This window comes from Ilumatobacter sp. (assembly GCF_039969435.1).
Classification (GTDB): domain Bacteria; phylum Actinomycetota; class Acidimicrobiia; order Acidimicrobiales; family Ilumatobacteraceae; genus Ilumatobacter_A.
Map to the genome: position 1 here is coordinate 444,064 of NZ_JBDVNU010000009.1, position 25,982 is coordinate 470,045.

The 25,982-nt window shown below is 68.7% G+C and carries 23 protein-coding genes; 14 read left to right on the top strand and 9 right to left on the bottom strand.

Annotated features, from left to right (window positions below; genetic code table 11):
* The first annotated feature begins 125 nt into the window (after window positions 1-125).
* Entirely contained in the window at window positions 126-1,259 is a 1,134-nt protein-coding gene (locus tag ABJK40_RS06165; RefSeq protein WP_348480023.1) for an acyl-CoA dehydrogenase family protein, read from the top strand.
* A gap of 23 nt (window positions 1,260-1,282) precedes the next feature.
* Here ABJK40_RS06165 and ABJK40_RS06170 read toward each other — a convergent pair whose 3' ends face one another.
* A complete protein-coding gene (locus ABJK40_RS06170) occupies window positions 1,283-2,482 on the bottom strand; it encodes an aromatic ring-hydroxylating dioxygenase subunit alpha (RefSeq protein WP_348480022.1) in 1,200 nt (399 codons plus the stop codon).
* Between the two features lie 82 nt (window positions 2,483-2,564).
* Between ABJK40_RS06170 and ABJK40_RS06175 the strand changes: the two genes are divergently transcribed.
* The 5 genes from ABJK40_RS06175 to ABJK40_RS06195 all read left to right on the top strand — a co-directional run bounded on the left by ABJK40_RS06175 (window position 2,565) and on the right by ABJK40_RS06195 (window position 7,205).
* Entirely contained in the window at window positions 2,565-4,199 is a 1,635-nt protein-coding gene (locus tag ABJK40_RS06175) for a methylmalonyl-CoA mutase family protein (RefSeq protein WP_348480021.1), read from the top strand.
* Between the two features lie 2 nt (window positions 4,200-4,201).
* The gene (locus ABJK40_RS06180; RefSeq protein WP_348480020.1) at window positions 4,202-4,603 is read left to right on the top strand and encodes a cobalamin B12-binding domain-containing protein; all 402 of its coding nucleotides are present in this window, start codon (window positions 4,202-4,204) and stop codon (window positions 4,601-4,603) included.
* Window positions 4,604-4,636: 33 nt separating this feature from the next.
* Window positions 4,637-4,984 carry a hypothetical protein gene (locus ABJK40_RS06185; protein ID WP_348480019.1) on the top strand — a complete coding sequence of 116 codons (348 nt, stop codon included), beginning with the start codon at window positions 4,637-4,639 and terminating at the stop codon, window positions 4,982-4,984.
* A 110-nt stretch (window positions 4,985-5,094) separates the two neighbouring features.
* A complete protein-coding gene (locus ABJK40_RS06190; protein ID WP_348480018.1) occupies window positions 5,095-6,330 on the top strand; it encodes an acetyl-CoA C-acetyltransferase in 1,236 nt (411 codons plus the stop codon).
* Between the two features lie 86 nt (window positions 6,331-6,416).
* On the top strand, window positions 6,417-7,205 hold the full coding sequence (locus ABJK40_RS06195) for a glucose 1-dehydrogenase (RefSeq protein WP_348480017.1): 789 nt from the start codon (window positions 6,417-6,419) through the stop codon (window positions 7,203-7,205).
* A gap of 26 nt (window positions 7,206-7,231) precedes the next feature.
* Here the strand turns inward: ABJK40_RS06195 and ABJK40_RS06200 are convergent, their stop codons facing one another.
* Complete coding sequence (locus ABJK40_RS06200) at window positions 7,232-8,119, bottom strand: carbohydrate kinase (protein WP_348480016.1); 888 nt, start codon at window positions 8,117-8,119, stop codon at window positions 7,232-7,234.
* Window positions 8,120-8,202: 83 nt separating this feature from the next.
* On the opposite strand from ABJK40_RS06200, the gene ABJK40_RS06205 reads away from it, so the two are divergent.
* Window positions 8,203-8,355 (top strand): hypothetical protein, encoded by a 153-nt coding sequence (locus ABJK40_RS06205; RefSeq protein ID WP_348480015.1) that lies wholly within the window; start codon window positions 8,203-8,205, stop codon window positions 8,353-8,355.
* On the top strand, window positions 8,352-9,524 hold the full coding sequence (locus tag ABJK40_RS06210; RefSeq protein WP_348480014.1) for an alcohol dehydrogenase family protein: 1,173 nt from the start codon (window positions 8,352-8,354) through the stop codon (window positions 9,522-9,524). The genes ABJK40_RS06205 and ABJK40_RS06210 overlap by 4 nt, the downstream gene beginning before the upstream one ends.
* Here ABJK40_RS06210 and ABJK40_RS06215 read toward each other — a convergent pair whose 3' ends face one another.
* The 5 genes from ABJK40_RS06215 to ABJK40_RS06235 form a co-directional block, all read right to left on the bottom strand.
* Window positions 9,525-10,115 carry a GNAT family N-acetyltransferase gene (locus ABJK40_RS06215; RefSeq protein ID WP_348480013.1) on the bottom strand — a complete coding sequence of 197 codons (591 nt, stop codon included), beginning with the start codon at window positions 10,113-10,115 and terminating at the stop codon, window positions 9,525-9,527. It lies immediately after the preceding gene.
* Between the two features lie 87 nt (window positions 10,116-10,202).
* Window positions 10,203-11,762 (bottom strand): LCP family protein, encoded by a 1,560-nt coding sequence (locus ABJK40_RS06220; protein WP_348480012.1) that lies wholly within the window; start codon window positions 11,760-11,762, stop codon window positions 10,203-10,205.
* Window positions 11,763-12,063: 301 nt separating this feature from the next.
* Complete coding sequence (locus ABJK40_RS06225) at window positions 12,064-12,957, bottom strand: SDR family oxidoreductase (RefSeq protein ID WP_348480011.1); 894 nt, start codon at window positions 12,955-12,957, stop codon at window positions 12,064-12,066.
* A gap of 44 nt (window positions 12,958-13,001) precedes the next feature.
* A complete protein-coding gene (pheA, locus tag ABJK40_RS06230) occupies window positions 13,002-13,952 on the bottom strand; it encodes a prephenate dehydratase (RefSeq protein WP_348480010.1) in 951 nt (316 codons plus the stop codon).
* A gap of 74 nt (window positions 13,953-14,026) precedes the next feature.
* A complete protein-coding gene (locus ABJK40_RS06235) occupies window positions 14,027-14,833 on the bottom strand; it encodes a TlpA disulfide reductase family protein (protein ID WP_348480009.1) in 807 nt (268 codons plus the stop codon).
* A 100-nt stretch (window positions 14,834-14,933) separates the two neighbouring features.
* Here ABJK40_RS06235 and ABJK40_RS06240 point away from each other — a divergent pair, with 100 nt between their 5' ends.
* The 5 genes from ABJK40_RS06240 to ABJK40_RS06260 all read left to right on the top strand — a co-directional run bounded on the left by ABJK40_RS06240 (window position 14,934) and on the right by ABJK40_RS06260 (window position 20,892).
* Window positions 14,934-16,670, top strand: a complete 1,737-nt coding sequence (locus tag ABJK40_RS06240) for a hypothetical protein (RefSeq protein WP_348480008.1) — start codon at window positions 14,934-14,936, stop codon at window positions 16,668-16,670.
* Window positions 16,667-17,425, top strand: a complete 759-nt coding sequence (locus ABJK40_RS06245; RefSeq protein ID WP_348480007.1) for an ABC transporter ATP-binding protein — start codon at window positions 16,667-16,669, stop codon at window positions 17,423-17,425. The genes ABJK40_RS06240 and ABJK40_RS06245 overlap by 4 nt, the downstream gene beginning before the upstream one ends.
* Before the next feature lie 63 nt (window positions 17,426-17,488).
* Window positions 17,489-18,490 carry a DUF2510 domain-containing protein gene (locus ABJK40_RS06250; RefSeq protein WP_348510198.1) on the top strand — a complete coding sequence of 334 codons (1,002 nt, stop codon included), beginning with the start codon at window positions 17,489-17,491 and terminating at the stop codon, window positions 18,488-18,490.
* A gap of 163 nt (window positions 18,491-18,653) precedes the next feature.
* Window positions 18,654-20,267, top strand: a complete 1,614-nt coding sequence (locus ABJK40_RS06255; RefSeq protein ID WP_348480005.1) for a Rieske 2Fe-2S domain-containing protein — start codon at window positions 18,654-18,656, stop codon at window positions 20,265-20,267.
* A 130-nt stretch (window positions 20,268-20,397) separates the two neighbouring features.
* Window positions 20,398-20,892 carry a GNAT family N-acetyltransferase gene (locus ABJK40_RS06260; protein WP_348480004.1) on the top strand — a complete coding sequence of 165 codons (495 nt, stop codon included), beginning with the start codon at window positions 20,398-20,400 and terminating at the stop codon, window positions 20,890-20,892.
* A 79-nt stretch (window positions 20,893-20,971) separates the two neighbouring features.
* On the opposite strand, the gene ABJK40_RS06265 is transcribed toward ABJK40_RS06260, so the two are convergent.
* Complete coding sequence (locus ABJK40_RS06265; RefSeq protein WP_348480003.1) at window positions 20,972-21,826, bottom strand: LysR substrate-binding domain-containing protein; 855 nt, start codon at window positions 21,824-21,826, stop codon at window positions 20,972-20,974.
* 95 nt (window positions 21,827-21,921) lie between these two features.
* Here ABJK40_RS06265 and ABJK40_RS06270 point away from each other — a divergent pair, with 95 nt between their 5' ends.
* Window positions 21,922-23,238: an FAD-dependent oxidoreductase gene (locus ABJK40_RS06270; RefSeq protein WP_348480002.1), complete on the top strand. Its 1,317-nt coding sequence runs from the start codon at window positions 21,922-21,924 to the stop codon at window positions 23,236-23,238.
* A gap of 167 nt (window positions 23,239-23,405) precedes the next feature.
* Here ABJK40_RS06270 and ABJK40_RS06275 read toward each other — a convergent pair whose 3' ends face one another.
* A complete protein-coding gene (locus ABJK40_RS06275; protein WP_348480001.1) occupies window positions 23,406-25,910 on the bottom strand; it encodes an FAD-dependent oxidoreductase in 2,505 nt (834 codons plus the stop codon).
* Window positions 25,911-25,982 lie beyond the last annotated feature (72 nt).

The window sequence follows — 25,982 nt, forward strand, 5'->3', positions numbered from 1 at the left end:
AAGCGGCACGACACCATCGGCGCGGTCCGTCGCCGAGCCCACCGGTCGGCGTTCGCCCGTGGCCGGGTCCGTCGATCGGAGTCTCCCGGTTGGCATCCGGCACCGGCTCGGGCAGGGTGGTGGACGTGACCGCCGAGCACGTGACCAGCAGGAGCGTGGACGAGCGGGAGGCGACCGGCAACGACGCGGCCCAGGATGACCTCGGGTCCGCCGATCACGACTCGATCGGTCGGGCACAGCGCATCGCCGACGAGGTCCTCTTCCCTCGGGCGCAGGTCGTCGACCGTTCGTCGATTCCCGCCTCGCACTTCGACGCGCTCCGCCAGGCGGGTCTCTTCTCGCTCGACGGCCTGTCGGTCGGATCGTCCCGACGGGCGATGGCGGCGATCGCCGGTGGATGCGGTGCCACCTTCTTCGTGTGGGTCCAACATCACGGCGTGGTGCGAACGGTCGCCGCGTCCGCGAACGTCACGCTTCGCACCGCAACCCTGCCGGCGCTGCTCGACGGTTCGATCGTCGCAGGCACCGCATTCGCCCACGTCCGCCGCACCGGATCGACGGCAGTGCGTGCCACCCGAGTCGCGGAGGGATGGCGCCTCGACGGGAAGGCCCCGTGGGCCACGTCGTGGGGCATCGCCGAGCGCTTCGCCGTCGCAGCGACGACCGACGACGGACGCATGGTGTGGTCGATGCTCCCCGGCGACGGTGGGCCGGGAGTGACGGCATCCGTTCTCGCACTGCCGGTGTTCTCGTCGACGGGCACGGTGGAGATCGGGTTCGACGGAGCGGTCGTGGCCGACGCCGACACGATCGGTGTCCACGGCATCGACGCGTGGCGGGCGGGGGATCGCCGTCGAGCCTCGGTCGGGTCCCCGGCGATCCTCGGTGTGGCAGCACGCGCGATCCACCTGCTCCGTGGAGCGGCGCGCACCCCGGACGACCCGGCGAACCGGGCCGCGGGCCGACTCACCGACGAGCTGGCCCGTCGGTGGGAGGTCGACGACGAGATCACGGCCCGGCTCGCCGCTCTGCCCGACGAGGATCCGTCGGACGACGACGGGGCCGTCGGTGCGGCGAGCCGTCACCGGGCGGCGTGCCTCGATCTGGGGCAGCGCGCCACGACCGCCCTGCTGGCGGCAGTCGGCGGCGCAGGCATGGACCTGTCGCACCCCGCTCAGCGCCTGGCGCGTGAGGCGTCGTTCTACGTCATCCAGGCGCAGACCGACGACGGACGCGTCGCCGTGCTCGACTCGGTCTGACAGCGTCCGCCCGGCCGGGCGGGTCAGTCGTGCAGCGACTTGAACAGCGACGAGAGCTCGTCGTCGGGGGTGGCGAGCAGCGTGTCGAGGAACCCGTGGAAGCGTTGGCCGCCACCCTCGTTGCGGCCGAACAGGTTGAACTGTTTGCCGCCCGACCGGAGGGCTCGCTGGATCCTCAGGCCGGTGAAGTAGTCCTCGTCCTTCACGACGTGGTGATTGAACTCCATCCGCTTCTTCACGTAGTCGGCCTCGGACGCGATGTCGTCCGCGTCCACCGGCGCCGGGCCCGAGTGGAGGAACATCTGCGTGGTGAACGACGAACCGGGATCGTCGCCCGGGTAGAGCATCGACACCATGTACATGCGACCATCGTCGAACGCCGCGATCGAGACGTGCGGGAAGATCGTCCAGACCCCGCCGATCAGGTGGCTGTCGTCCCACTCGGATTCGTCGACGTCGACGATCCGTTCCCAGCCGCGGCCCGGTGACGTGACGCGTTGGTGCGGGCCCCACGCGTCGTAGTTGGCCTTGGTCGACATCTCGGGACCGAACGTGTCCTTGTGGAGGATCGGCAGGTGGTAGAAGTCGAGGTAGCCGTCGTACGCCACCTTCCAGTTCGGTCCGGCGATGACCTGGCGGCCGACGACGTGACACTGGTCGAAGCGGTGGTGGGCGAGCATCTCGTCGTACCCGCACAGGAACGTGTCGATGTCGACGAGCGGGTTCGACGTGCGGTACAACCACACGAGCCCGGCTCGTTCCGCCACGCTGAGCGGCGTGAGGCCGAGGCAGTCCCGATCGATGTCACCGAAGTCGTCGGCGTCCATGACGCCTGCGAGGCGGCCACGGCTGTCGTAGGACCAGGCGTGGTACGGGCACGTGTGGCGGCGAGCAGACCCCGTGCCCGGCTCGGTGACGATGGCGCCACGGTGGCTGCACATGTTGTAGAAGCCACGGAGTTCACCGTCGTCCCCCCGGGTGACGAGGAACGGGGTACCGGCGACCTCGCCGGCGATGTAGGAATTCGGCGCGGCGAGTTCACACGACGCGGCGACCACCACGGGGAGGCGCCCGAACACCTTCTCCATCTCCTCGCGCCAACGATCCTCGTCGAAGTAGTTCGTGACGGGGACCTGGACCACACCATCGGCCTGGTCCTGGGTCCCTGCGGCGGTGTGTGCCAGGTTTCGCCTGGCGATCCTGACCAACTGTTCTCGACTCATGTGTCGTCCCTTCCTCTTCCGGCCCGACTCGCGAGAATAGATGGCTTCGCCGGGGAATTGATCACCGGGGTAGTTTCGGTGCATGACGAACCGCGAGCAATGGCAAGAGGCGTTCGACGCATCACGGATCCGCGACGACCAGCCGTACGCCACGATGTCGGGCATCGATGTCGATCCGGTCTACGGGCCCGACGACGGCGAATTCCCGGGGCAGTACCCCTACACGCGGGGTCCGTACGCGTCGATGTACCGCTCGAAGTTGTGGACGATGCGCATGTTCGCCGGGTTCGGCACGGCCGAGGACACCAACTGGCGCTTCAAGGAGATCATCAAGTCGGGCGGCACCGGCCTCTCGACCGCGTTCGACATGCCGACGCTGCTCGGCATCGACTCCGACAACGCCATGTCACTCGGCGAGGTCGGACGCTGCGGCGTCGCGATCGACACGCTCGCCGACATGGAGGACCTGTACGCAGGGATCGACCTCGGCGAGATCACCACGTCGATGACCATCAACTCGCCTGCCGCGGTGATCTTCGCGATGTTCATCGCTCAGGCCGAGCAGGCCGGGACCCCGCGCGCTCAACTCGGCGGCACGCTGCAGAACGACATCCTGAAGGAGTACCAGGCGCAGAAGGAGTACGTGTTCCCGCCCCGCCAGTCGATGCGACTGGTGCGTGACACGATCGACTTCACCGCGGCGGAGATGCCGCGCTGGAACTCGATCTCCATCTCCGGGTACCACATCCGCGAAGCCGGCTCCACGGCCGCCGAGGAACTCGCGTTCACGCTCGCGAACGGTTTCGCCTACGTCGAGTTGGCGCTCGAGGCCGGACTCCCGATCGACACGTTCGCACCCCGCCTCAGCTTCTTCTTCAACGCCCACATCGACTTCTTCGAGGAGATCGCCAAGTACCGCGCGGCACGTCGCATCTGGGCACGCTGGATGAAGGAGCGCTACGGCGCCACGAACGAGAAGTCGATGCAGCTCAAGTTCCACACGCAGACCGCAGGCGTGTCGCTCACCGCACAGCAGCCCGAGGTGAACATCGTGCGAACGGCGATCGAAGCGCTGGCCGGGGTCCTCGGGGGAACGCAGTCGCTGCACACCAACTCGATGGACGAGGCACTCGCCCTGCCCACGGAGAAGTCGGCGCGCATCGCGCTGCGCACCCAGCAGGTGATCGCCCACGAGACGAACGTGGCCCACGTGGCCGATCCACTCGGTGGGTCGTATTACGTCGAGGCGCTGACCGACGAGATGGAGCGGCGGGCCGAGGAGATGTTCGCGTACCTCGACGAACTCGGCGACGGGTCGATGCTCGAGGGCGTGATCCAAGGCATCGAGGAGAACTGGTTCCAGGGTCGCCTCGCCGATTCGGCCTACGAGTTGGAGCGACGCCTCAACTCCGGTGACCACATCCGCGTCGGCGTCAACGCCTTCAAGGACGGGAACGACGACGACCAGATGGAGCTCCTGCGGATCTCCGGCGAGGACGAGACCAAGCAGCGCAAGCGGCTCGACAAGGTCCGCCAGGACCGCGATCAGTCAGCCGTCGACGCTGCGTTGGCACGTGTGCGCAGCGAGGCCCAGGACCCCGAGATCAACCTGATGCCCGCTCTGATCGACGCGGTGAAGGTCTACGCGACGATCGGTGAGATCATGGGCACCATGGAATCCGAGTTCGGTCGTCACGTCGAAGTCCCGGTCATCTGACGATGGCGGGTGAACGCATCCTCGTCGCGAAGGTCGGACTCGACGGACACGACCGAGGCATCAAGGTCGTGGCGCGCATCCTGCGCGACGCGGGCTTCGAGGTCGTGTACACCGGTCTGTTCCAGACCCCCGAGACCGTTGCGGCGGCCGCGGTCGACGAGGACGTCGACGCCATCGGGCTGTCGATGCTGTCGGGCGCCCACATGACCCTCGCTCCGATGGTCGTCGAGGAGGTCCGCAAGCGCGGCATCGAGATCCCGGTGATCCTCGGGGGCATCGTCCCCGACCACGATCTCGAAGCGCTCGCCGAGTGCGGCATCACCACCGTGCTCACCCCCGGCGCCAGCGCCGAGGAGATCGCCGACCGGGTCCGCGCCGCGATCCACGCCGACGAGCACGCCTGATTCGAAGCCGACCGGCGTGGGTACCGGTCGCGCATGGACACCGAGAAGCCGAAAGCGGCGGACACGACCTACGTGAAGACGTGGAGGTTCGACCTCGACGGCACGCCCCGGGAGTTGCGCCTCGAGTGGACGTACTGGAGCGGGCGGCGCACCGTCGACGTGGACGGCGAACGACTCGCCGAGAGCGCCACGTGGTTCACGTGGAAGACCACGCAACGTGTGGACGTCGCCGGTCACGCCTGCGTCGTGCGCACGGAGCCGTCGTGGCTGCTCTCGCCTCTGTTCCGGATCACGCTCGAAGTCGACGGTCGGGTGATCGAACCCGAGGCCGGATCGACGTTCTGGGAGACGAAGGTCCCGCAGAGCCGAGCCGAACGCTGAGCGGTGCCCGCACCTCCGGGGCGGTGTGTCGTGTGCCTGCCGAATCGTCCGCATCGGAGCGGAACGACAACACTCGGGATCGTCACGGACACCTCGAACGGAGAACTCACATGTCAGAAGCCTGGATCATCGATGCGTGCCGCACACCTCGCGGCATCGGCAAGCAGGGCAAGGGAGCGCTCGCCGACATGCACCCCCAGCGACTCGGCGCCTCGGTGCTGCGCGCACTCGCCGAACGCAACGACCTCGACACGTCGAAGGTCGACGACGTCATCTGGGGCACGTCGATGCAGTCGGGCAACCAGGGCGGCGATCTCGGCCGCATGGCGCTGCTCGACGCCGGCTGGAGCGTCAAGGCCAGCGGAACCACGATCGACCGCTTCTGCGGTTCGGGCATCACCACCGCGAACCTCGCTGCGGGCATGGTCGCATCCGGCATGGAGGACATGGTCGTCGCCGGTGGCACCGAGATGATGTCGCGCTCCCGCGAGGACAGCCACAACCCCGCCGGCGGCATGCACCGCGGCAACCTGCACCTCGACTCGCTGCACCCGCAGAGCCACCAGGGCGTGTGCGCCGATGCGATCGCCACGCTCGAAGGAATCTCACGCCAGGCCCTCGACGAACTCTCGGTCGAGTCGCAGCGTCGGGCGGCCGTCGCGATCGAGGAGGGCCGCTTCGACAAGTCGCTCATCGCCGTGACGGACGACGACGGCAACGTCCTGCTCGACCGCGAGGAGTACCCACGCCCGCAGACGACCCTGGAAGGTCTCGCCGGGCTGGCGCCGTCGTTCACCAAGTTCGGTGGGTACCCGGCCTACGAGGGCGGGCCCACCCTGAACCAGCAGATCGAGAAGGAGTTCGACGGGCTCAAGATCGAGCACATGCACCATGCGGGGAACTCGTCGGGCGTGGTCGACGGCGCTGCCGCCATCCTCATCGCGAACTCCGAGTACGCCCAGCGTGAAGGGATGACGCCGCGTGCGCGCATCGTCGCGATGGCGAACATGGGCGACTCTCCGACGTTGATGCTCAACGCACCCGTGCCCGCGACGCGCAAGGTGCTGGAGCGTGCCGGGATGACGCTCGACGACATCGACCTGTTCGAGATCAACGAGGCGTTCGCCGTCGTGTCCGAGAAGTTCCAGCGCGACCTCGACCTCGACCGCAGCAAGGTCAACGTGAACGGTGCGGCGATCGCTCTCGGGCATCCGATCGGTGCGACCGGGGCGATCCTGATCGGCACGATCCTCGACGAGTTGGAACGCACCGACAAGCAGATCGGCCTCGTCACGATGTGCGCCGCCGGCGGCATGGCACCGGCGATCATCATCGAACGGATCTGACCCCACCCCGGCACGCCCCCACCCGGGCCCAGGCCAGCCCGACGTCCGATCGGAGCCGGGCGACGGTCGATCGCGACACTGGGTCGATGAACGACCGGACGACTCCGCAACTGTTCGACATGACCGGCAAGGTGGCGGTGGTCACGGGTGGAGGGCGCGGGATCGGTGAGGGCATCGCCCGGTCGTTCGCCGAGGCCGGCGCGGCGGTCGTCGTGGCTGCGCGACGAACCGACGAGATCGAGGCGGTCGCGGAGTCGATCCGATCGGCCGGGGGCCGGGCCATCGCGGTGACCACCGACGTCACGGACGACGATGCGGTCGAGGCTCTCGCCCAGGCCACCGTCGACGAGTTCGGGTCGCTCACCACCTGGGTGAACAACGCCGGTGGTTCGCCGATGCGAATGCCGCTCGCCGATCTCCCCCGAGCGGAGTGGGACCGCACGATCGCGCTCAACCTCACGTCGGTCTACGTCGGCTCACTCGTGGCCGCACGCCACATCACCGCGACCACCGGAACCGGTTCCATCGTCAACATCTCGTCCGGTGCCGGTTCGGGGCCGGTGCCCGGAAGCGCGCACTACGGGGCGGCGAAGGCGGGGACGAACTCGCTGACGTGGACGCTGTCGGCCGAACTGGCGCCCGCCATCAGGGTCAACGCCGTGGCGCCCGGTGCGATCCCGACCGAGGTGATGCTGACAGCTGTCGGCAAGACCGAGGACCAGTTGGACGAACTGCTCGACGCCTGGAACATCCCGCTCGGTCGCCTCGGCACGCCCCAGGACATCGGTGCGGCCTGCCTCTATCTGGCGTCGGACGCCGCGAGCTGGGTGAGCGGCGAGATCCTCCGCGTCGGCGGCGGCGCCAAGCCCCGCTGAGAAACGGTGTCTGACACCGTTTGGTTTCACCAGTCGAGTTCGTGGCGGAAGGGGACGTCGGCGCCGGCGCGTGAACAGGTGATGGCGGCCGCGGTCACCGCACGTTCCGCGACGCGTTGCCACACCGTCGACGAGATGTCACCGAGGTCGATCGCAGCACCGTCGAAGTGCTCGACGATCGACGTGAGCACCACGCCGACGATCGTGTCGCCCGCACCCACGGTGTCGACCACCTCGACGGTCGGCGCCGGCGCGAACGACTCCCCGGCCGGTGTGAGAATCGACAGGCCGGCACTCCCTCGGGTGACGATGACTGCGCCGACTCTCCGCTCGAGCAGCCATGCCGCCGACTCCTCGGGAGATCGATCGGGCCAGATCCACGACAGGTCTTCGTCGGAACCCTTGTAGAGATCGACATGAGGGAGCCACCGCTCGTGGAAGGCGTCCCAGGCCGCGCGATCCCCGATCATCCGGGGGCGGACGTTCGGGTCGAGCGAGACGAGCCCGTCGTGGATCGCCGCCAGGTTCGCATACGCCTCGGCCGCCACCCCGCGGAACATGCCGAGCGTGCCACCGTGCACGACGTTGGCCGGACCGCGCACGAGACCTCCGTCGATCGAGTCGAGCATCGTGTCGGCGGTGCCCTCGCCCTCGAAGCGGAACCTCAGCTGCGGGACGTGCTCGACGATCGCACGTGCGGTGGGGGCGTCGAACCGCCGACTCAGTGACATGTCGACGCCGTTCGACTCGATGTGCGACCAGAGCAGATCGCCGAAGTGGTCGGTCGAGATGCCGCCGACGAAGGAAGCCGGAGCACCGAGTCGTGCTGCGGCGATGGCGACGTTCATCGGCCCGCCTCCGGGCACCGGCTCGGGGACGAGGTCCATCAGGGCCTCGCCGCAGCTGAAGATCATGGACGCCAGAGTACGCGGAGGCGCCGGTCCGGTCGGATGCCGACCGATGGACGAAATGCGCGATCGGCGGCGACACTGCAGCGATGAGCGATCTGTGGGACGACACCGACGACGATGACGTCTCGCCGATCTGCTCCGCTTGCGGCGTCAGCGCGTTGCCACCGGAAGCACCCGGTGAGCCGTCGATGTGCGAGAACCCGAACTGCACCGCCTTCGGTGAACTGATGGGACGATGACGACGGAGGCAGCCGATTCATCCTCCGCCGAGATCGTGACGCACTCGGCGACGAGCATCCCGGCGCACATGGCGGCCGTGCTGCTGACGGGTCATGGCGGACTCGACCGACTCGAGTACCGGACCGACGTTCCCGTCCCCACCGCTCGATCGGGCGAGGTGTTGGTCAACGTGCGGGCCGCCGGGGTGAACAACACCGACATCAACACGAGGGTCGGCTGGTACTCGAAGTCGGTGAACTCCGGCACCAGCGACGGACTCGACACCAGCGACGCCGAGTCCGTCGTCTCCTCGGGCGATTCGAGTGACGCACCCTGGTCGGGAGCGTCGCTCGCCTTTCCCCGGATCCAGGGCGCCGACGTGTGCGGCGTGATCATGGCCGTCGGTGGCGGGATCGCCCCTGCCCGGATCGGCGAGCGCGTCCTGCTCCGATCCATGGCACCGGTGCGCGACGTGGACGAGTCACTCGTTCCGTTCGAGTTCACGACGCTCGGGGCCGAGCGCGACGGAGGGTTCGCGCAGTTCGTCGTCGCCGACTCCGTCGACGCAATCGCCGTGGACAGCGATTGGAGCGACGTGGAACTCGGATCGATCCCGTGTGCGAGTTCGACCGCCGAGAACATGCTGCGGCGAGCGCAGGTCGGCGCCGAGCGGGTGCTGATCACCGGTGCCTCCGGTGGAGTCGGTTCCGCTCTGGTGCAACTCGCCTCGCGGCGCGGCGCCGAGGTGATTGCGGTGTGCAGCGCTGCGAAGTCCGACGCGGTGCGCGAGCTCGGTGCGAGCCGCGTGGTCGATCGCGACGGCGACCTGCTCACCGAACTCGGCTCGAACTCGATCGACGTGGTGGCCGACCTCGTGGCGGGCCCGCAGTGGCCGGGGCTGCTGGACGTTCTGCGGCCCGGTGGGCGATACGTCACGTCCGGGGCCATCGCCGGACCGATCACCGAACTCGACGTGCGCTCCCTCTACCTCAAGGACCTCTCGCTGCTCGGTGCGACGTACCAACCCCCGCACGTCTTCACCGATCTCGTCGGTTACGTCGAACGCGACGAGATCCGCCCGATCGTCGCGACGACGCTCCCGCTGTCGGAGATCGCCGACGCCCAGCGGGAGTTCATGTCCAAGCGCCACGTGGGCAAGATCGTCCTCGTTCCTCCGCCGGTCCCCTGATCATCCACCGGGCGACGTCCGGGTCAGCGAGTCGCCGGCGACGTGTGCGTGCTGGTGCATGTCGTGCCAGCCGTCGACGTGGAGATCCTGCTGGCGTGCCGTCCCTTCGAAGGAATAGCCCAGTCGGGCGGCCACGGCACACGACGCCGGATTGTGCAGGGAATGCTGCAGGACGACGCGGTGGAACCGGAGGTCGTGCGCCCACTCCGTGACCGCGTACGCAGCGCTGGTCACCAGACCGCGGCCACGACCGGAAGGCAGCAACCAGTACGCGATCTCCGCATTGCCGCGCAGCGCATCGGCGTGGAAGCCGACGCGACCGACGCCGACTCCGCCCTCCTCGATCAACCAGTCTGCCGACTCCTCCTGCACCCACTTCGCGTGTGTCCGTTCGATCCACGCGACGGCATCGGCCTCGGTGTCCACTCGGAAGTGGTGCCACCGGACGATGTCGGGTGACGAGAAGGCAGCGCGCACGATCGATTCGTCGAGGAATCCGAACGGGCGAAGTATCAGTCCGTCACCGAGTTCGAACGTGGGTTGAGCGACGGATCCGAAAGCGGTGACGACCGGGTCGATCGTGCGTGGCATCGCACGGAGCGTAGGCCGGACCGGATTCTCCACCCGTCAGGGTTCTCGCGGATCGAGTGGTGCCGGGCCACCCGGACGTGGTCCGGTTCAGCCGGCGTAGCCGGACGGCACGTCGTCGATCAGCGACTGCTGGACTCCGGCGACGATCATCCTGATCTGGTCGTAGTCCGGCGAGCCCGGTTCGATCAGCGGCGGCGCGAGGCCGACGGATTCACTGATCGCCGAGTTGTCGCCCAGACGGTCGAGCAGGCCGTCGAACTCTCCTGCCGACAACGACGTGCGCATCGAGTCCTCGAGCACGCCGGTGACGGACGCGAACGCCCCGGCGGCGGCGAGCGGCGAGATCTGTGTTCCCAGCGCTGCGAGCAACTGGCGCTGCCGCCCCATCCGCTGGTAGTCGGAATCGGCGGAGCGGGAGCGGGCGTAGGCGATCGCCATCGCTCCGTCCATCTCGACGAAGCCGGGTCCGATCTCGGACGGGAGGGCACGTTCCCCGGGCAGGCTCGGTGGGAGCGGCACGGTCTGTCCGAGTTCGAGCGTCACGCCACCCACGGCGTCGATGACCTCGGTGAACCCCTGCATGTTGACCACCGCGAAGTCGTCGATCTCCACGTCGAGCGAGTAGCCCAGGGCCTCGATCAACGCGATCGCCTCGGGCTGCATCCCGTTCGCTCCGTAGTGCTCGACGAGTTGCGGGTCGGTGTTGACGTGGGTGAAGAGTGCGTTCGCGAGGTCGTCGAAGCCGTCGGGGAACTCGGCGGCGAGCGGTGAACCGGGAGGGAACTGCAACGACGTGAGGTTGCGCGGGATCGACGTCAGCGCCATGCGGCCGGATGCGTCGTGGACGGTGACGATCATCATCGTGTCGGTGCGCATGCCCCAACGACCCGGCCCCGCATCGCCGCCGACGATCAGGATGTTCGTGACGGCGTCGGGGTCGACGGCGACGCCGGCGGCGGTCAACCCCGGGTTCTCGGGGACGAACAGCGGATCTCCGCTGTCGGCGGAGAACACGTCGGCAACGGCCGAGCGGGCCGACGCCGTCTCGGTCACGGCGTACACGACCGGTGCGCTGAGCGCCGCCGTCACGACCAGCGCGACGATCGTGCGCGTCTCGATCCCCCGGCTTCGTCGGTGAGCCAGCGCGACCTCGCCGATCGCGATCACGCGTGTGAGCACCGCCAGCACACCGACCGCCATCACGACCAGCAGGAAGGTGGGGTCGAGAGCGAGCCCGACGATCTGCGAGCGTCGGACGGCGACCCATCCGACCAGCAGCACCGGCGCGGCGACACCGAGGGCGAACAGGACGACGGCGATCAGCGCGTTGCGACGCCAGGTGGCGGCTCCAGGAACGACCACGGACACGGCGAGTTGTGCGGTCCCCGTCGACGCAGCATCGACCCCACGGCCCGACGCATGATCGTCGTGGGCCCGGCCGACACCGGAGCCTGCCTCGACCACCGGATACTCGTCCGTCCGCGCATTCCCGTCGCTCCACTGCGACGCTCCACCACGATCGGGGTCCTCCCGAACGGTGACCGGCAGCACCTCGGTCCGGGCGAGTCCGGGATCGAAGTGATGACGGGCGTTCCGCCGGGTCTCCATGTCCGCAGACGCGTCGGATCGGTCGTCGTGCACGGTCATGACGGCGACGATAGGCACCGTCGGATCGACTCGACTCGTCACCCTCGCACCGGCTCGCACCAGGAGCCCGACGGTGGATCCGGGAGCGGATCGGACGCATGTGCGCGAACTCGCTGCTCACGGGACACCCGCGGCCACGCTCCGATCGCACGGCGTGACCCCGTCGGGCGGACGCACGCGAGTCGAAGGTCACAGCCGGTGATCGGCGCTGTGTCGTCCCCGTCCCGACCGAGCGCCGACACGTCAGGCCGGCCTGTCAGGCCGAGACATCAGGCCGGCCCATCGGTCCGATCGCCGAGCGTCAGGTCGAGATGTCGACGCCGAAGATCTCGGCGAACCGGGCGTTGTAGTCGGCGTCGTCGACGATCGTGCCGAGCCCGATCCAGTCGGCGTCGTCGATGCGATCGTGCAGCCCGGCCATCTCGACGCCCGCCCAGCTGACCGGGTAGCGCAGTCTGGGCTCGTCGGTCGTGATCGCGTGCTCGATGACCTTGCCCACTTCCAGCGCAGGCGTCGCGCCGACCATGCCCGCTGCGTAGAACTGGAACATCCGCCGGTACTGGGCGTCGTAGGCCCCGGTGTGGTTCGGGAGGTCGACGTTCTTCGCGAAGATCGACGACTGCGTCACGCCGGGCTCGATGATCGCCACCCGGATACCGAACGGTGCGACCTCCTGGGCGAGGAGTTCGCTGAGCCCTTCGAGCGCCCACTTCGACGCGACGTAGGGCGCCTGGGCGAGCGCCGCGATCCGACCGGCCACCGACGTGATGTTGACGATCGTGCCGCTCCCGCGCTCACGCATCTGGGGCAGCACCGCCTGTGTACACCTCGTGACCCCGCACAGGTTGACGTTCATCACGTCGAGGTAGTCCTGCGAACTGGTCTCCTCCACGACGCCGTTGCCGCCCACGCCGGCGTTGTTGACGAGGTGATCGACCCGGCCCGCTCGCGACAGGATCTCCTCGAACCCGGCCGTCACCGATGCGTCGTCGGCCACGTCGGCCACGACGAGATCGACGTGCACGCCTGCCTCGTCGGCCTTCGCGAGCAGCTTGTCCGCCTTGTCGAGCGACCGCACGGTGCCGACGACGTGATGGCCGACCGAGGCGAGGTGCAGGGCGGTCGCACGACCGATCCCGGAATTCGCCCCGGTGACGACGGTGACGGGCTGATCGGCGGACGGTGCGGTGCTCATCGCCTCATGGTCGCACACCGTGTCCCCGGCGCCGGGGAGGAGAATCAGCGAGCGACGTCGGCGCGGATGTCGGCCAGCCAGTCGTCGGCTTCACGCCAGCGGCCGCCCACGTGCTCACGTTCGGTCGCCGCCGACTCGCCGGCGGCCGGATACGAGCCCAGGAACTTCACTCCGCCCTGCTTGGCGTGCAACGAACGCATCGTGTCGGCCACGAGTTCGTCGGTGACGTGTCCGTCGGCGTAGATGATGAAGCAGTAGTCGCCGAGGCCGCCGGCCTTGGTCGGTCGGCTGAACAGGTTGGAGAGGTTGATCCGGCGCGCCGCGAACTCCTGGAGGATCGCGATCAGACTGCCGGGCTCGTCGGCGCGTTGGTACACGACGAGAGCGGTGCGGTCGTGACCGGTCGGTGCGCTGACCCCCGACCTCGCCACCATCACGAACCGGGTCTGGTTGCCGGCGTGGTCGGCGATGTCCGACTCGGCGATGTCGAGTCCGTAGACCTCGGCGGCCACCCGAGGTGCCAGTGCGGCGACGGTCGGGTCGTCGGACTCGGCGACCCTGCGGGCTGCGTCGGCGGTGGACGACGCTGGCACGATCTCGACGTCGGGCATCCGGTCGCGCAGGTAGCGGTGGCACTGCGCCGTCGCGACCGGGATCGACAACAGGGTGGTCACGTCGTCGAGCGAGGCGTCAGGGCGAACGAGCAGGCAGTGCTCGATGTCGATCACGACCTCGTTCGTGATGATCAGGTCGTGGTCGAACGCGAGAGCGTCCTGGGTGAAGTTGACCATCCCCTCGATCGAGTTCTCGATCGGGACGAACCCGGCATCGACCACGCCGCTCTGCACGGCGTCGAGCACGTCGGGAACCGTGCGGAACGGCACGTGCTCCGCGGCGTCGGGGGACTCGATCGTGCGCAGCGCCTGCTGGGTGAAGGTGCCGAACGGCCCGAAGAATCCGATGCGGCGAACAGATCCGGTGGTGGGGTCGGTCATCGGTCCGCAGGCTAACGACCGGGCGGGCCAAGGCCCGAGGTGACGGCCGGATCGACGGCCGGGTGGGCGGCGGTTCAGGCCGTTGCTTCGGCGAGTGCGGTGTCGAGGAACGCGATCGTGTCGGAGGCACTCGCCTCACCCGAGCGCCGGGCGAGGACGGTGCCGTCGGAGTCGAGGACGACGGTGAACGGGAAACCGGTCCCTCCGAATGCGTTGATCGCAGCGAGGTCCTCGTCGTCGGCCATCGTCGGCCACTCCCAGCCCTTGTCGACGATCCACTCCGACGGCGGGTAGTTCGGCCGGTCGGCCGACGTGGCCGTGCTCACACCGACCACGTCCAGACCTTCGGGGAGATCGCCGGACTCCTCGAGCCCGAGCAGCACCGGCACCTCGTCGTTGCAGTGCGGACACCAGTGAGCGAGGAACACGATCATCGTCGGGTTCTCGGTGGGAGCACCGATGACGATCTCGCTGCCGTCGAAGCTCTGGCCCGTGACGACCGGTGCAGCCACACCGATCGCAGGGTCGCCGTTCGTGCTCTCGAACGGCACGAGCGGCGCACCGTCGACCGCGATCGGGCCACTCTGCTGCAGCGCTGCGGGCTCCGCCTGGACGGCATCGTCGGTCGCGTCCGCGACGGACCCGGTCGACGAGTTCCCGGTGGAGTCCGCCGGAGCAGCCTCGGCATCAGCGACATCGTCCGCCCGTTCGACCTCGGCCGACACGCTGTCCTGCGACGACACGCTGTCGTCGCTGCTCGAACAGGCGGTGAACGCGACGCCCACAGCGGCGATCAGGGCGATGGATCGGCGCAGCGTGCGGGGCGAGCGGGACGCACCCGGTGCGCTGGAGTGGCGGGCGGGGTCACCGGTTGCAGACATCACCCCACCAGTCTGGCGCTCGGCCGTCACGTCCGCATGGCAGGTGGGCGTCACGTGACACACGGCGCAGAACCGCGCCCGACCGGTACCGTCACGTCCGATGGCGCTGCGGCACGACGCATCGGTGGTGAGTGACCTGCGCCGCGCACGGCGTGACCGACGCCTCGGCGACACCGAATGGTTCGACGTCCTCTACCGCGTGTACCTGTTCGCGCTGGTGGGGTGCATTGCCGTCGTGGTCACCTCCGACTCGATTCGCGGCCTCATCGACGACGACGTCACCACCGCACGACTGCTCGCCCGCGGTCCGTCGATCGCCGGCGTTGTCGCCGCGCTCGCGCTCGGCATCGGGATGCGCAACGGCGCCGACGGCGGGCCCGTGTCGGTCGAGTCGGCCGACGTGCGCCACCTGTTGCTTGCCCCGGTCGACCGGCGACGCGTCCTGTTGCGCCCGATCGTGCAGCGGCTGCGTTCCATCGCCTTCGCGCTGGCACTCGGATTCGGCGTGGTGGGTCAGCTCATCGCGCGGGAGGTCGACGGATCACGAGCCGCGTGGGCAGGGAGCGGCGTGCTGTTCGCCGGCCTGTTGGCATCGCTCTACGTCGGCGGAGCGGTCGTCGCCCATGCGATCCGCATGCCGAGGTGGGTCGCCAGCGGGGTCTCGGTCGGTGTGCTCGCCTGGCAGGGCACCGCAGCGTGGAGCGCATGGACCACCGACGTCGACGCCGACGGCGGTCGCCCCGTCCCCGGACCCGCGTCGGGGATCGGCGACGTCCTCTTCTGGGGAATCCGCCAGCGAGGCAGCGACACGATCGAGATCGCCGCCGCCGTCGCACTGATCCTCGCCGCACTCCTGCTCGGAGGTCGGTTGCGACTCGAGCCTCTGGAACGTCGCGGTCAACTCGTCTCGCAGTTGCGGTTCGCCGCCACGGTGCAGGACATCCGCACCGTCGTGCTCCTGCGTCGCCAACTCCGCTCCGAGACGGTGCGCTCCCGGTCGAGATTCGCGTCCAAGCGCTCGTCGGAACGTCGCATCCCGGTCGACGCACCCGCGCCCGACCACCGTCCCCGACGCCGGGGGACCACCGACGCCCGGATGCTCGGGACCCGCGTCCCCGGGTTCGTCTGGCGTCGCGGCTTCACGGCGATCGGACGGCTGCCCACGGCCCGCCTGACGAGGATCGCCGCACTGGCAGCCGTGGCGGGTGCCGCCGCGTCGCTCGCCGTGACGAACTCACTGCTCCTGCTCGTTCCGATGGTCGCAGCCGCCTTCCTGCTCGGGCTCGAGGCGATCGAACCCCTCGCACAGGAGATCGACCGACCCGACCTCACCGACGGCCTCCCGGTCATGCGGGGCTGGCTGTTCGCACACCATCTGGTCGCACCCGCCGCCCTGCTCGCGGTCGCGGCGCTGATCGGGGCGGCCGCCGCGAGTGTCCTCGACCCCGACCACGTGGCTGCCGCGTTCGCTCTCGCCGTGCCGCTGGCGTGGGCCGGCGCGATCGGCGGCGTCGTGACCGCCGTCAAGGACTCACCCGACCCACCCGGGGTGGCCGACACCACGCTCCTCGGCGCCGACCGGGGCGCCGAGAGCCCGTTCGCGATGCCGGAGTTCGCCGGGTTCAGCAACGTCGCCACCGCAGCGCTCCCGGTCGTGTTGAGCGCATCGTGCGCACTTCCGATCGTGGCACTCAGTTTCGAGCCGACCTGGCCGACGGTGTGGCGATCGCTCGTCGGCGTGGCACTGTGTCTCGCACTGACCGTCTGGTGGGTCGTTCGACGCGATCGTTGGGTGGTCGGGATCCGGACATTCTTCGCGGAAGGGCGCAGAGCATGAGCAGGAATTCGACCCGTCCGGCCAGTCGAGCGGGTGCACGATCGACCCCTCCGAGTGTCCCTGCGGCCATCAGCACCGACGGGCTGACGAAGCACTACGGCGACAACGTCGCGCTCGCTCCCATCGACCTCGAGGTTCCCGCCGGCCAGAGGTTGTCGTTGATCGGCCACAACGGATCGGGCAAGACGACGCTCCAGCGGATGCTCGCCGGCGTGCTGGAGCCGAGTGGTGGGTCCGCCACCGTCGCCGGTCACCCGTTGGGCAGCATCCCCGCACGGGCGGCGCTGTCGGTGCTGTCCGACCAGCCGGTGTTCTACGACGACCTGTCCGTGTGGCAGCACCTCGAGTACATCGCACGCCTGCACGACACCACCGACTGGGAGGATCACGCAGAGTGGCTGCTGGACAAGGTCGGGCTCGTCGACCGCGCCGACGACCTGCCGTCCACGTTCAGTCGCGGCCTCAAGCAGAAGGCTGCGATCGCCATCGCATTCGTCCGCCCGTTCGACGTCATGCTGATCGACGAACCGTTCGTGGGCCTCGATCGAGCCGGTCGGGTCGCGTTGCTCGAACTGCTCACCTGGGCGCACGGTGACGGGGCGACTCTCGTCGTCGCCACCCACGAACTGCAGAGCGTCTCCTCGAGCGAACGCCTCATCGCCCTCCGCGACGGCGAGGTGATCTTCGACGGCGACCCGGCCGACGCCGACCCCGATTCGCTCGCCGACGGCGTGTTCGATCTTCGCGAGGACTGAACTTCTCGTCGACCTTCGTCGTCCTCCCCACCTCGGGCGATCGCGTCGTCTACGATCATCGCCATGCAGGAGTTTTCATCGGTCACCGCGTCCTCGTACGACGCCGAATCACTCGCACCGATGCTCACGGAGAAGGCTGGCGAAGGCTGGTCTGTCGTGAGCATCGTCTCGGCGGGCACGAACGTCGTCGCATACCTCACGCGTGGCGGCACGGCGCCGGCAACCGATGCGAGCGCCGCCATCGACGCCGGCATCGCCGAGATCGAGGTCAACTCGGAGGCCGACGCCGCCGTCGCCGCCGAGTCGACCGCCATCAGCCCCTCGCTGCCGGGAGACGACGCGCAGGACGCTCCGGCTGCGGTCACGTCATCCCCCGAAGCCGTCGCTGCGGTCGAGGCGTCGGGCGAGCCGACAGGGTGGGGCGCCGTCGCCGACACCCCGAGCGCGGCCGACTCGCCGAGCGTGCCCGATTCGCCGAGCATCCCCGACACACCGTCGGTTCCGACCCTCCCCGACTCCAGCGACGCCGGCCTCGGCGCCGTCGCCGGTGGGGTCGGTGCGACGGCGAGTGCCGCCGCCGTCGGTGGAGCGGCCGTCGCCGACGACACCACCTCGCCCTTCGACTCGACCGGTGACGCAACGGACGAAGCAGCCGACACGACGACCGACGCAGCCGATGCCGGCACGTTCGGTGGTTCGGGTGGTTCCGCCGACGACTTCGAGGGCGCGGCCGAGCACGCCGGTGCCGTCGGTACCGACGCCATGGGCGGTACGGCCGACGCAGGTCACGCCGACGCCGGCCACGCCGACTCGATCGGTGACGCCACGTCTGGCGCAGCCGACACGGACCCCACGTACTCCTCGGACACGTCGGACTCGTCGGACACCGAGCAGGGCGTCGCCGACACCGGTGGCGGCGACGATGCCGGCGCTGCGTCGGGTGTCCCGGCCGGCTGGTACGCCGACCCGTCGGGCCGCTTCGAGCTCCGCTACTGGGACGGCAACGCCTGGACCGAGCACGTCAGCCGCGCCGGCCAGCAGTACACCGACCCGCCCGTCGCCTGATCCGCGCCACGGTCCGGTACGCCGACCGTCGAGTCCCGGTGACGGATCGAAGAGCAGCAGCTGAGAGATCGGCGGCTGCTCTTCTTCGTTTTCGATCGTCGCTTTCGACGAACGATCCTCGATCGCGGGGCACCACGTAGCAGCCGACCGTACGCTGTCGACCATGCAGGTCACGTCGATCGGTCACGCCGGCATGCTCATCGAGACGTCGGCCGGCTCGATCCTGTGCGATCCCTGGTTCGAGCCTGCGTTCTTCGGTTCGTGGTTCCCGTTCCCCCGCAACGACCAGCTGTCCGACGATCTCCTCGAACGCATCGAGAACGCGGACTTCCTCTACGTGTCCCACCTCCACGGGGACCACCACGACGAGGCGTGGCTGTCACGACACCTGCGTCGCGACATCCCGATCCTGCTTCCCGGCTTCCCGACGCGTGAGCAGCAGCGCACACTGGCGGCGCTCGGGTTCACCGAGTTCATCCGCACCGCCGACACCGTCGAGGTCGAGATCGCTGCGGGTCTGAGAGTCGCGATCCACATCGAGTCGTCGATCACCGACGGACCCGGAGGCGACTCGGCACTCGTCGTCATGGCCGACGATGCGATCGTCGTCGATCAGAACGACTGCCGCACCAACGACCTCGGTCAACTCCGGTCGCACGGCCCCGTCGACCTGCACTGGCTGCAGTTCTCCGGCGCCATCTGGTACCCGATGGTCTACGAGATGGACGACGCCGCGAAGAAGGCGGCGTGCGACGCGAAGGTCGATGCCCAGTTCGCCCGGGCGATGCGCTACGTCGAGAAGATCGACGCTCGAGCGGTCGTACCGAGCGCCGGGCCGCCCTGCTTCCTCGATCCCGACCTGTTCGGCCTGAACATGATGGACGGCACCGAGGCCACGATCTTCCCCGACCAGACGGCGTTCCTCGCGATGCTCGAATCGGCGGGCCATCACGGCGTGTCGAACATCCCGGGCACCACGATCTCGATCCACAACGCGGTGGGCATCGATCACTCCGAGCGCATCTCCGTCGCTCATCCGATGCCCGAGGCCGAGGTCGAGGCGATCTTCCGCGACAAGCGTGGGTACCTGACGAACTACCAGGCCGATTGGATGCCGTGGATCGACGAGATGAAGGCCGGATGGAACCCGCCGTCGACCGACCTGCTGGCGTCACTGCAGCAATGGTGGGAGCCGCTGTTGGACATGGCCCCGACGCTGCGGTCACAGGTCGGGACGAACGTCGTCCTGCGGGCGATGGGCGGCGCAGGCGCCGAACAACTCGACATCGTGATCGACTTCCCGGCCGGCGAGGTGCGGTTGCACGCAGGTGAGCCGTACGCGTTCCGCTTCGACATCGACCGACGACTCGTCGAGACCGTCGCCGCGCAGCGCGCCGTCGACTGGTCCAACTCGCTGCTGCTGTCCTGCCGGTTCGTGGCGTGGCGCGACGGCGAGTTCAACGAGTACGTCTACAACTTCTTCAAGTCGCTGTCCCGCGAGCGGATGAAACGCGCCGAAGCCGAAGCGGCGCGCAAGGTCGCGCCGTTCGATCCCGACACGATGGCCGTCGAGCCCGACATCGAGATCGGCGGGTACGTCGTCCAGCGCCGGTGCCCGCACCGCGACGCCGACCTCGAAGCGTTCGGTGAGATCCGCTCCGACGGCAACGGGCCTGCCGAATTCGTGTGCACCCTGCACGGCTGGCGTTTCGACTGCGACACCGGCGCCTGCCTCACGTCGCCGAACGAGACCCCGCTGCGCATCCGCCGCGCCTGACCGCCCGATCGGACGTCGCCTGGAACCTCGCGGCATCCACCCGTCCGCTCGGTGACGTCCGCCCCGGTTGGGCCTCGAGCCTCGACGAATTCGCTCGTCCCGCGCGTCGCCACGGTGCGATGATTGTTTCGTGGAAACGATCCGCATGATCGGCCCCGACGACTGGATGGCCTTCCGCGACGTTCGCCTCGCGTCGCTCGCGGACGCGCCCGCAGCATTCGGTTCGACGTTGGCCGATGCGCAGCGTCGAACCGATGCCGACTGGGAGGCGATGGTCCGGGCTCGCACGACGTCGGACGGTTCGGCACTGTGGCTCGCCGAGCTCTCCGGTGCCGGCACGATCGGTGTCGTCGCCGCAGATCCGAACGACGCGCGCGTCGCCAACGAACTGGTGTCGATGTGGGTGGCGCCGTCGGCACGTGGGACGGGGCTCGCCCAACGTCTCGTCGACACCGTGGTCACCTGGGCCCGCTCGAGCGGCTCGGCATCGGTGTCCCTGTGGGTGATGAGGGGCAACGATCGGGCGCGACGCCTCTACGAGTCGGCCGGTTTCGTCGTCGTGGATCGCCAGGCTGCGCCGGACGATCCCTGCCGCGACGAGATCCGCATGAGCAAGGTCCTCTGACCGGGGTCGGTTCGACCTGACCCGTGCGGCGGGGCTCCGGCCCGACGCCCCCCCCGGTTCCCGACGTGGCCGATTCCTGTCAGGCGTCGACGCGCAGCGAGGCGTGGATCTCGTCGACCAACGTCCGGACCGCCGTGGTTCGACTGCGCGAGTTCACGCGCACGACGAAGGACGCGGTCGGCAGCGCGACCCTCAACCCGGGCACCTCCCAGGACGGGCACTCGCTCGTGACACCGCGCTCGTTGATGAGCGCCACACCGAAACCGGCGGCGACGGCGCTGCGCACGCCCGCCGAACTCTCCGACTCGAATGCGATGTAGTGGTCGATGTCGCTCGAACGGAGTGCGTCGACCATCAGGTTGCGGTAGTTCGAGTTCGGTCCGAACGTCACCAGCGGCAGCGCTTCGCTCATGTCGGGCGCATACGTGGGCGACGCGATCCATCGCAGTTCCTCGACCCACAGCACCTCGTCGCGCGACTTCGGTTCCAGCACCTGGATCAGCGCGAGGTCGAGGTCGCCTCCACTGACGAGCTGGGCGATCGGGCCACTGAGCCCCATGCGGACGCGGAGTCGGACCATCGGGTGTCTGCGTCGGAAGCGCGCCAGGAGCGACGCCACCTCGTCGGCCTCGAGTTCGTCGTTGATGCCCAGCCGTACCGTCCCCTCGAGCTGCGACCGCTGGAGGCTGTCGACCGCATCGTCGTGGGCGGTGACGATCTGCTCGGCGTGGACGAGCAACTCGATGCCCAGCTCCGTGAGGGCGAGGTCGCGCCCGTCGCGCAGGAACAGCGGCGAACCGAGCCGTTCCTCGAGTCGCTTCATCTTCCAGCTCACGGCCGACTGCGTGAGGTTCAACTGCGATGCGGCCTTCGTGATGCTGCCGCAGTCGACGACCGCCCGGAAGGCTCGCAGGGATTCGACGTCCAGCCGCATGCCTGCACAGCATGACAGAACTTTGTGAGTCGGTCGCACGCTCCGCATGCTCGTCATGGATCGGCGGTCTCGGACGTCTGGCAGAATCACCGCGTATGAGCGACACCGGGTACGACGCGATCATCATCGGGGCCGGTGTCATCGGTGGTGCCGTGGCCTACGAACTGGCCCGACGTGGGCACCGGACGCTCAGCGTCGACAAGGGTCCGGGTGCCGGGTACGGCAGCACGAGTGCATCGAGCGCGGTGATCCGCTTCAGCTACTCGACCGAGACGGGGGTCGCCGCGGCGTGGGACGGCATGCACTACTGGCGGAACTGGCCCGACTACCTCGGAGCGCAGGACGAGAACGGCTACGCCCGACTCGTGCAGTGCGGCATGGCACTGCTGATCCAGGGCGACGAGGGTCACCACAACCGGGTGATGCCGATCTGGGACCGACTCGGTGTCCCCTACGAGTACTGGGATCGCGAGACGCTCGCCGAGCGGGCACCGACGTTCGATCTGCACCTCTACGGCCCCCCGGCACGCTCGACCGACGACGCGTTCTGGGGCGATGCGCACGGCGAGTTGGTCGGAGCGCTCTTCTCGCCCGATGCCGGCTACGTCGACGACCCGCAACTCGCCGCGCACAACCTGCAGCGCGCCGCCGAGGCGCAGGGCGCCGAGTTCCGATTCCGTACCGAGGTGGTCGGTGTCGAGCAGGCCCGTGGCCGGGTCGCCGGCGTGGCGATGGCCGACGGCACGACGGCGTCGGCGCCGGTGGTCGTCAACGTCGGCGGCCCGCACAGCTCGCACATCAACCGGTTCGCCGGCGTCTACGACTCGATGAACATCAAGACCCAGTCGATCCGCCACGAGACCTACCACGTGCCGGGTCCACCGGACATGGACTTCACGGCCGACGGATTCGCCGTGGCCGACGACGACAGCGGCATCTACTTCCGACCGCAGCCGGGCAACAACATCCTGGTCGGCACCACCGATCCACCGTGCGACCCGAAGGTGTCCGTCGGCCCCGACGAGGATCTCGGCGAGATCACGAGCGACGGATGGGAGACCAACACCATGCGGATCAACAAGCGGATGCCGACGTTGGGCGTGCCGCTGGCGCACGAGAAGAAGGGTGTCGTCGACCGCTACGACAAGAGTGACGACTGGATCCCGATCTACGACCGCACGGACCTCGACGGCTTCTACGTCGCGATCGGAACGAGTGGGAACCAGTTCAAGAACGCCGGCGTGGCGGGCCACATGATGGCCGAGCTGATCGAGGCGGTCGAAGGAGGCCACGATCACGACGCCGATCCGCTCCAGGTGACCGCCCGCTACACGGGACTGAACCTCGACATGGGCACCTTCCGCCGCAACCGCGAGATCAACGCCGACAGCTCGATGACCGTCCACGGCTGACCCACACGACCCCGGGGTGATCGGTGTCAGACACCATCCACCTCGCCATCTACCTCGCACCATCTACCGCGTTGGATGCGATCGAGGTGATCGGTGTCTGACACCGATCGCCGCACCGATCGCCGCACACGGGGCGGAGGGGGTCGGCCACCGTGTGACCGGTTCGTTCAGCTGCGCATTCGGGAGCCGGACGGGTCGAAGGGGGGTGCGTCGAGTCGGGTCGCCTGGCGCATGACGCCGACGACCTCGATCCCCCACGGTCCGTCGCTCGCGGCGTGTTCGATCGGGACGTACCCCATCGCCATCGACAGCCCGCTGTGGTGAGCGAACCCTCCTGACGTGATCCATCCGACGACTTCGTTGCCGTTGGGACCCTCGTGCCACACGGGTTCGTTGCCGATGCAGTCGGCGGCGTCGGCTCCGCTCCCGGCGTCCATGGAGAACAGGACGAGCTTGCGTGCCGGGCCCGCCTCCTTCGCCGCCGCTGCTGCGTCGCGTCCGACGAAGTCACCCTTGTCGAGCTTGACCATCCAGCCCATGTTCGCCTCGTACGGGTCGTAGATCGGGCGGTACTCGGTCGCCCACGATCCCCATCCTTTGTCGAAGCGCATCGAGTCGAGTGCCCGGCCACCGAACATCCGGATTCCGTGGTCGGCTCCCGCCTCCATCAGCGAGTCGAACAGTTGTGGCAGGTAGCCCGCGGCACACCAGATCTCGTAACCGAGGTCTCCGGTGAAGGTGACGCGCCCGACGAGTGCCGGCACGCTGCCGACGTAGGTGTCCCGGAAGTCGAGGAACCCGAACGCGTCGTTCGAGACGTCGAAGTCGATGAGCACGTCGAGGACGGCACGGGCGTTCGGCCCGGCGATCGACAGCCCGGTGAGCTCGTTGCCGCACACCCGCAGTTGGACCGACCCGTCGGCGGGCGCCTCCTGGCGGAACCAGCGTTCGTGGTACTTCTGGGCGGGGCCGGACCCGAAGATCATGAACCGTTCGGTGCCGACTCCGTCGACCAGAGCGCCGACGGTGAAGTCGCCGATGATCCGGCCCCGGCGGTTGAGCATGGGCGAGAGGGCAAGGCGGCCGGGCGACGGGATCGCATTGGTGAGCAGGTGGTCGAGCCACGCACGCGCGCCGGATCCGGTGACCTCGTACTTCGCGTAGCCGGTCGTCTCGAACATCCCGACGTCGTGGCGAACCGCCGCGACCTCCTCGGCGACGATGTCGAACGCATTCGAGCGACGGAAGGTCACGTCCTCGACGGGCGCCTCACCGTCGCGCTGGAACCACATCGGGACTTCGAGCCCGTACGACGCTCCCCACACGGCGTTGAGGTCGCTCAGGCGACCGTGGATCGGTGACACGATGTGATTGCGCGCATCGGGAAGTTGCTCGTTCGGGAACGTGATGCGGAAGCGGCGGCCGTAGTTCTCACGGACCTTGGCGTTCGTGTAGCGGGGTGTCGCCCAGTCGCCGAAGCGGGCGTTGTCCATTCCCCACACGTCGAAGCCGGGGTCGCCCTCGGTCATCCAGTTGGCCATGCTCAGCCCGACGCCGCCGCCCTGGCTGAGCCCTGCCATCACACCGCAGGCGAGCCAGTGGCCGGGCTGGCCCTTGACGGGTCCGATCAGCGGGTTGCCGTCGGGCGCGAACGTGAACGGCCCGTTGATCGTGTCCTTGATGCCGATCTCCTGGAAGATCGGGAAGTGCCGGAACCCCACCTCGAGGTTGTCGCCGATGCGCTCCAGGTCGGGAGTGAGCAGCTGCGCACCGAAGTTCCAGTCGGTGGTGTGCGGCGCCCACGGCACACCGCCGCGCTCGTACGTCCCGAGCAGGAGCGAGTTGCCTTCCTCGCGCATGTAGATCTCGCCTCCGAGGTCGACGACGTGGAAGCCCGGCATCGACGACTGCGCCCGCCACTCCGCGAGTTGCGGCACCTCCTCGGTGATCAGGTACATGTGCTCCATCGCGAGGACGGGGATCTCGATGCCCGTCATCCGCCCGACCTCGCGCGCCCACAACCCCCCGGCGTTCACGAAGTGCTCACAGTTGACGACGCCCAGGTCCCGATCCGTGTCATGGTCGCGACCGCCCCGCGTGTCGTGCACGTGCAGGTCCCACGTGCCGTCGGCGGCGCGGGTGATGTCGTGCACCCAGGTGTACCTGTTGATCTCGGCACCGCGCTGTCGCGCGCACTCGGCATAGGCGTGGGTGACACCCGACGGGTCGACGTGGCCCTCGTGACGGTCCCACATCGCGCCGACGAAATGGTCCGGGTCGAGGAACGGCACCATCTCGTGGGCTTCCTTCGCCGAGATCAGCTCGGTCTCCATGCCGAGATAGCGGCCGCGAGCGTGCGCCATGCGCAGGTAGTCCATCCGCTCGGGCGTGTCGGCCAGCTGCAGGCCGCTGGTCATGTGGATGCCGCAGTCGCGACCCGACTCGGCCTGGATCTTCTCGTACAGCTCGACCGTGTAGCGCTGCAACGCAGCCACGTTCGGGTCGCCGTTGAGCGTGTGCATGCCACCCGCCGAGTGCCACGTCGAGCCGTGCGTCAGTTCCCGCCGCTCGACCATCATCACGTCGGTCCAGCCCGCGAGCGTGAGGTGGTACAGCACCGACGCGCCGACCACCCCTCCCCCGATCACCACGACCTGTGCCTGCTTCCTCATGTCCCTCCTCGGATACCCCGAAGGTGGCCCTTCGGTGGATGTGCGTCCCGGGTCGTCGTGCCTGACGCGCCG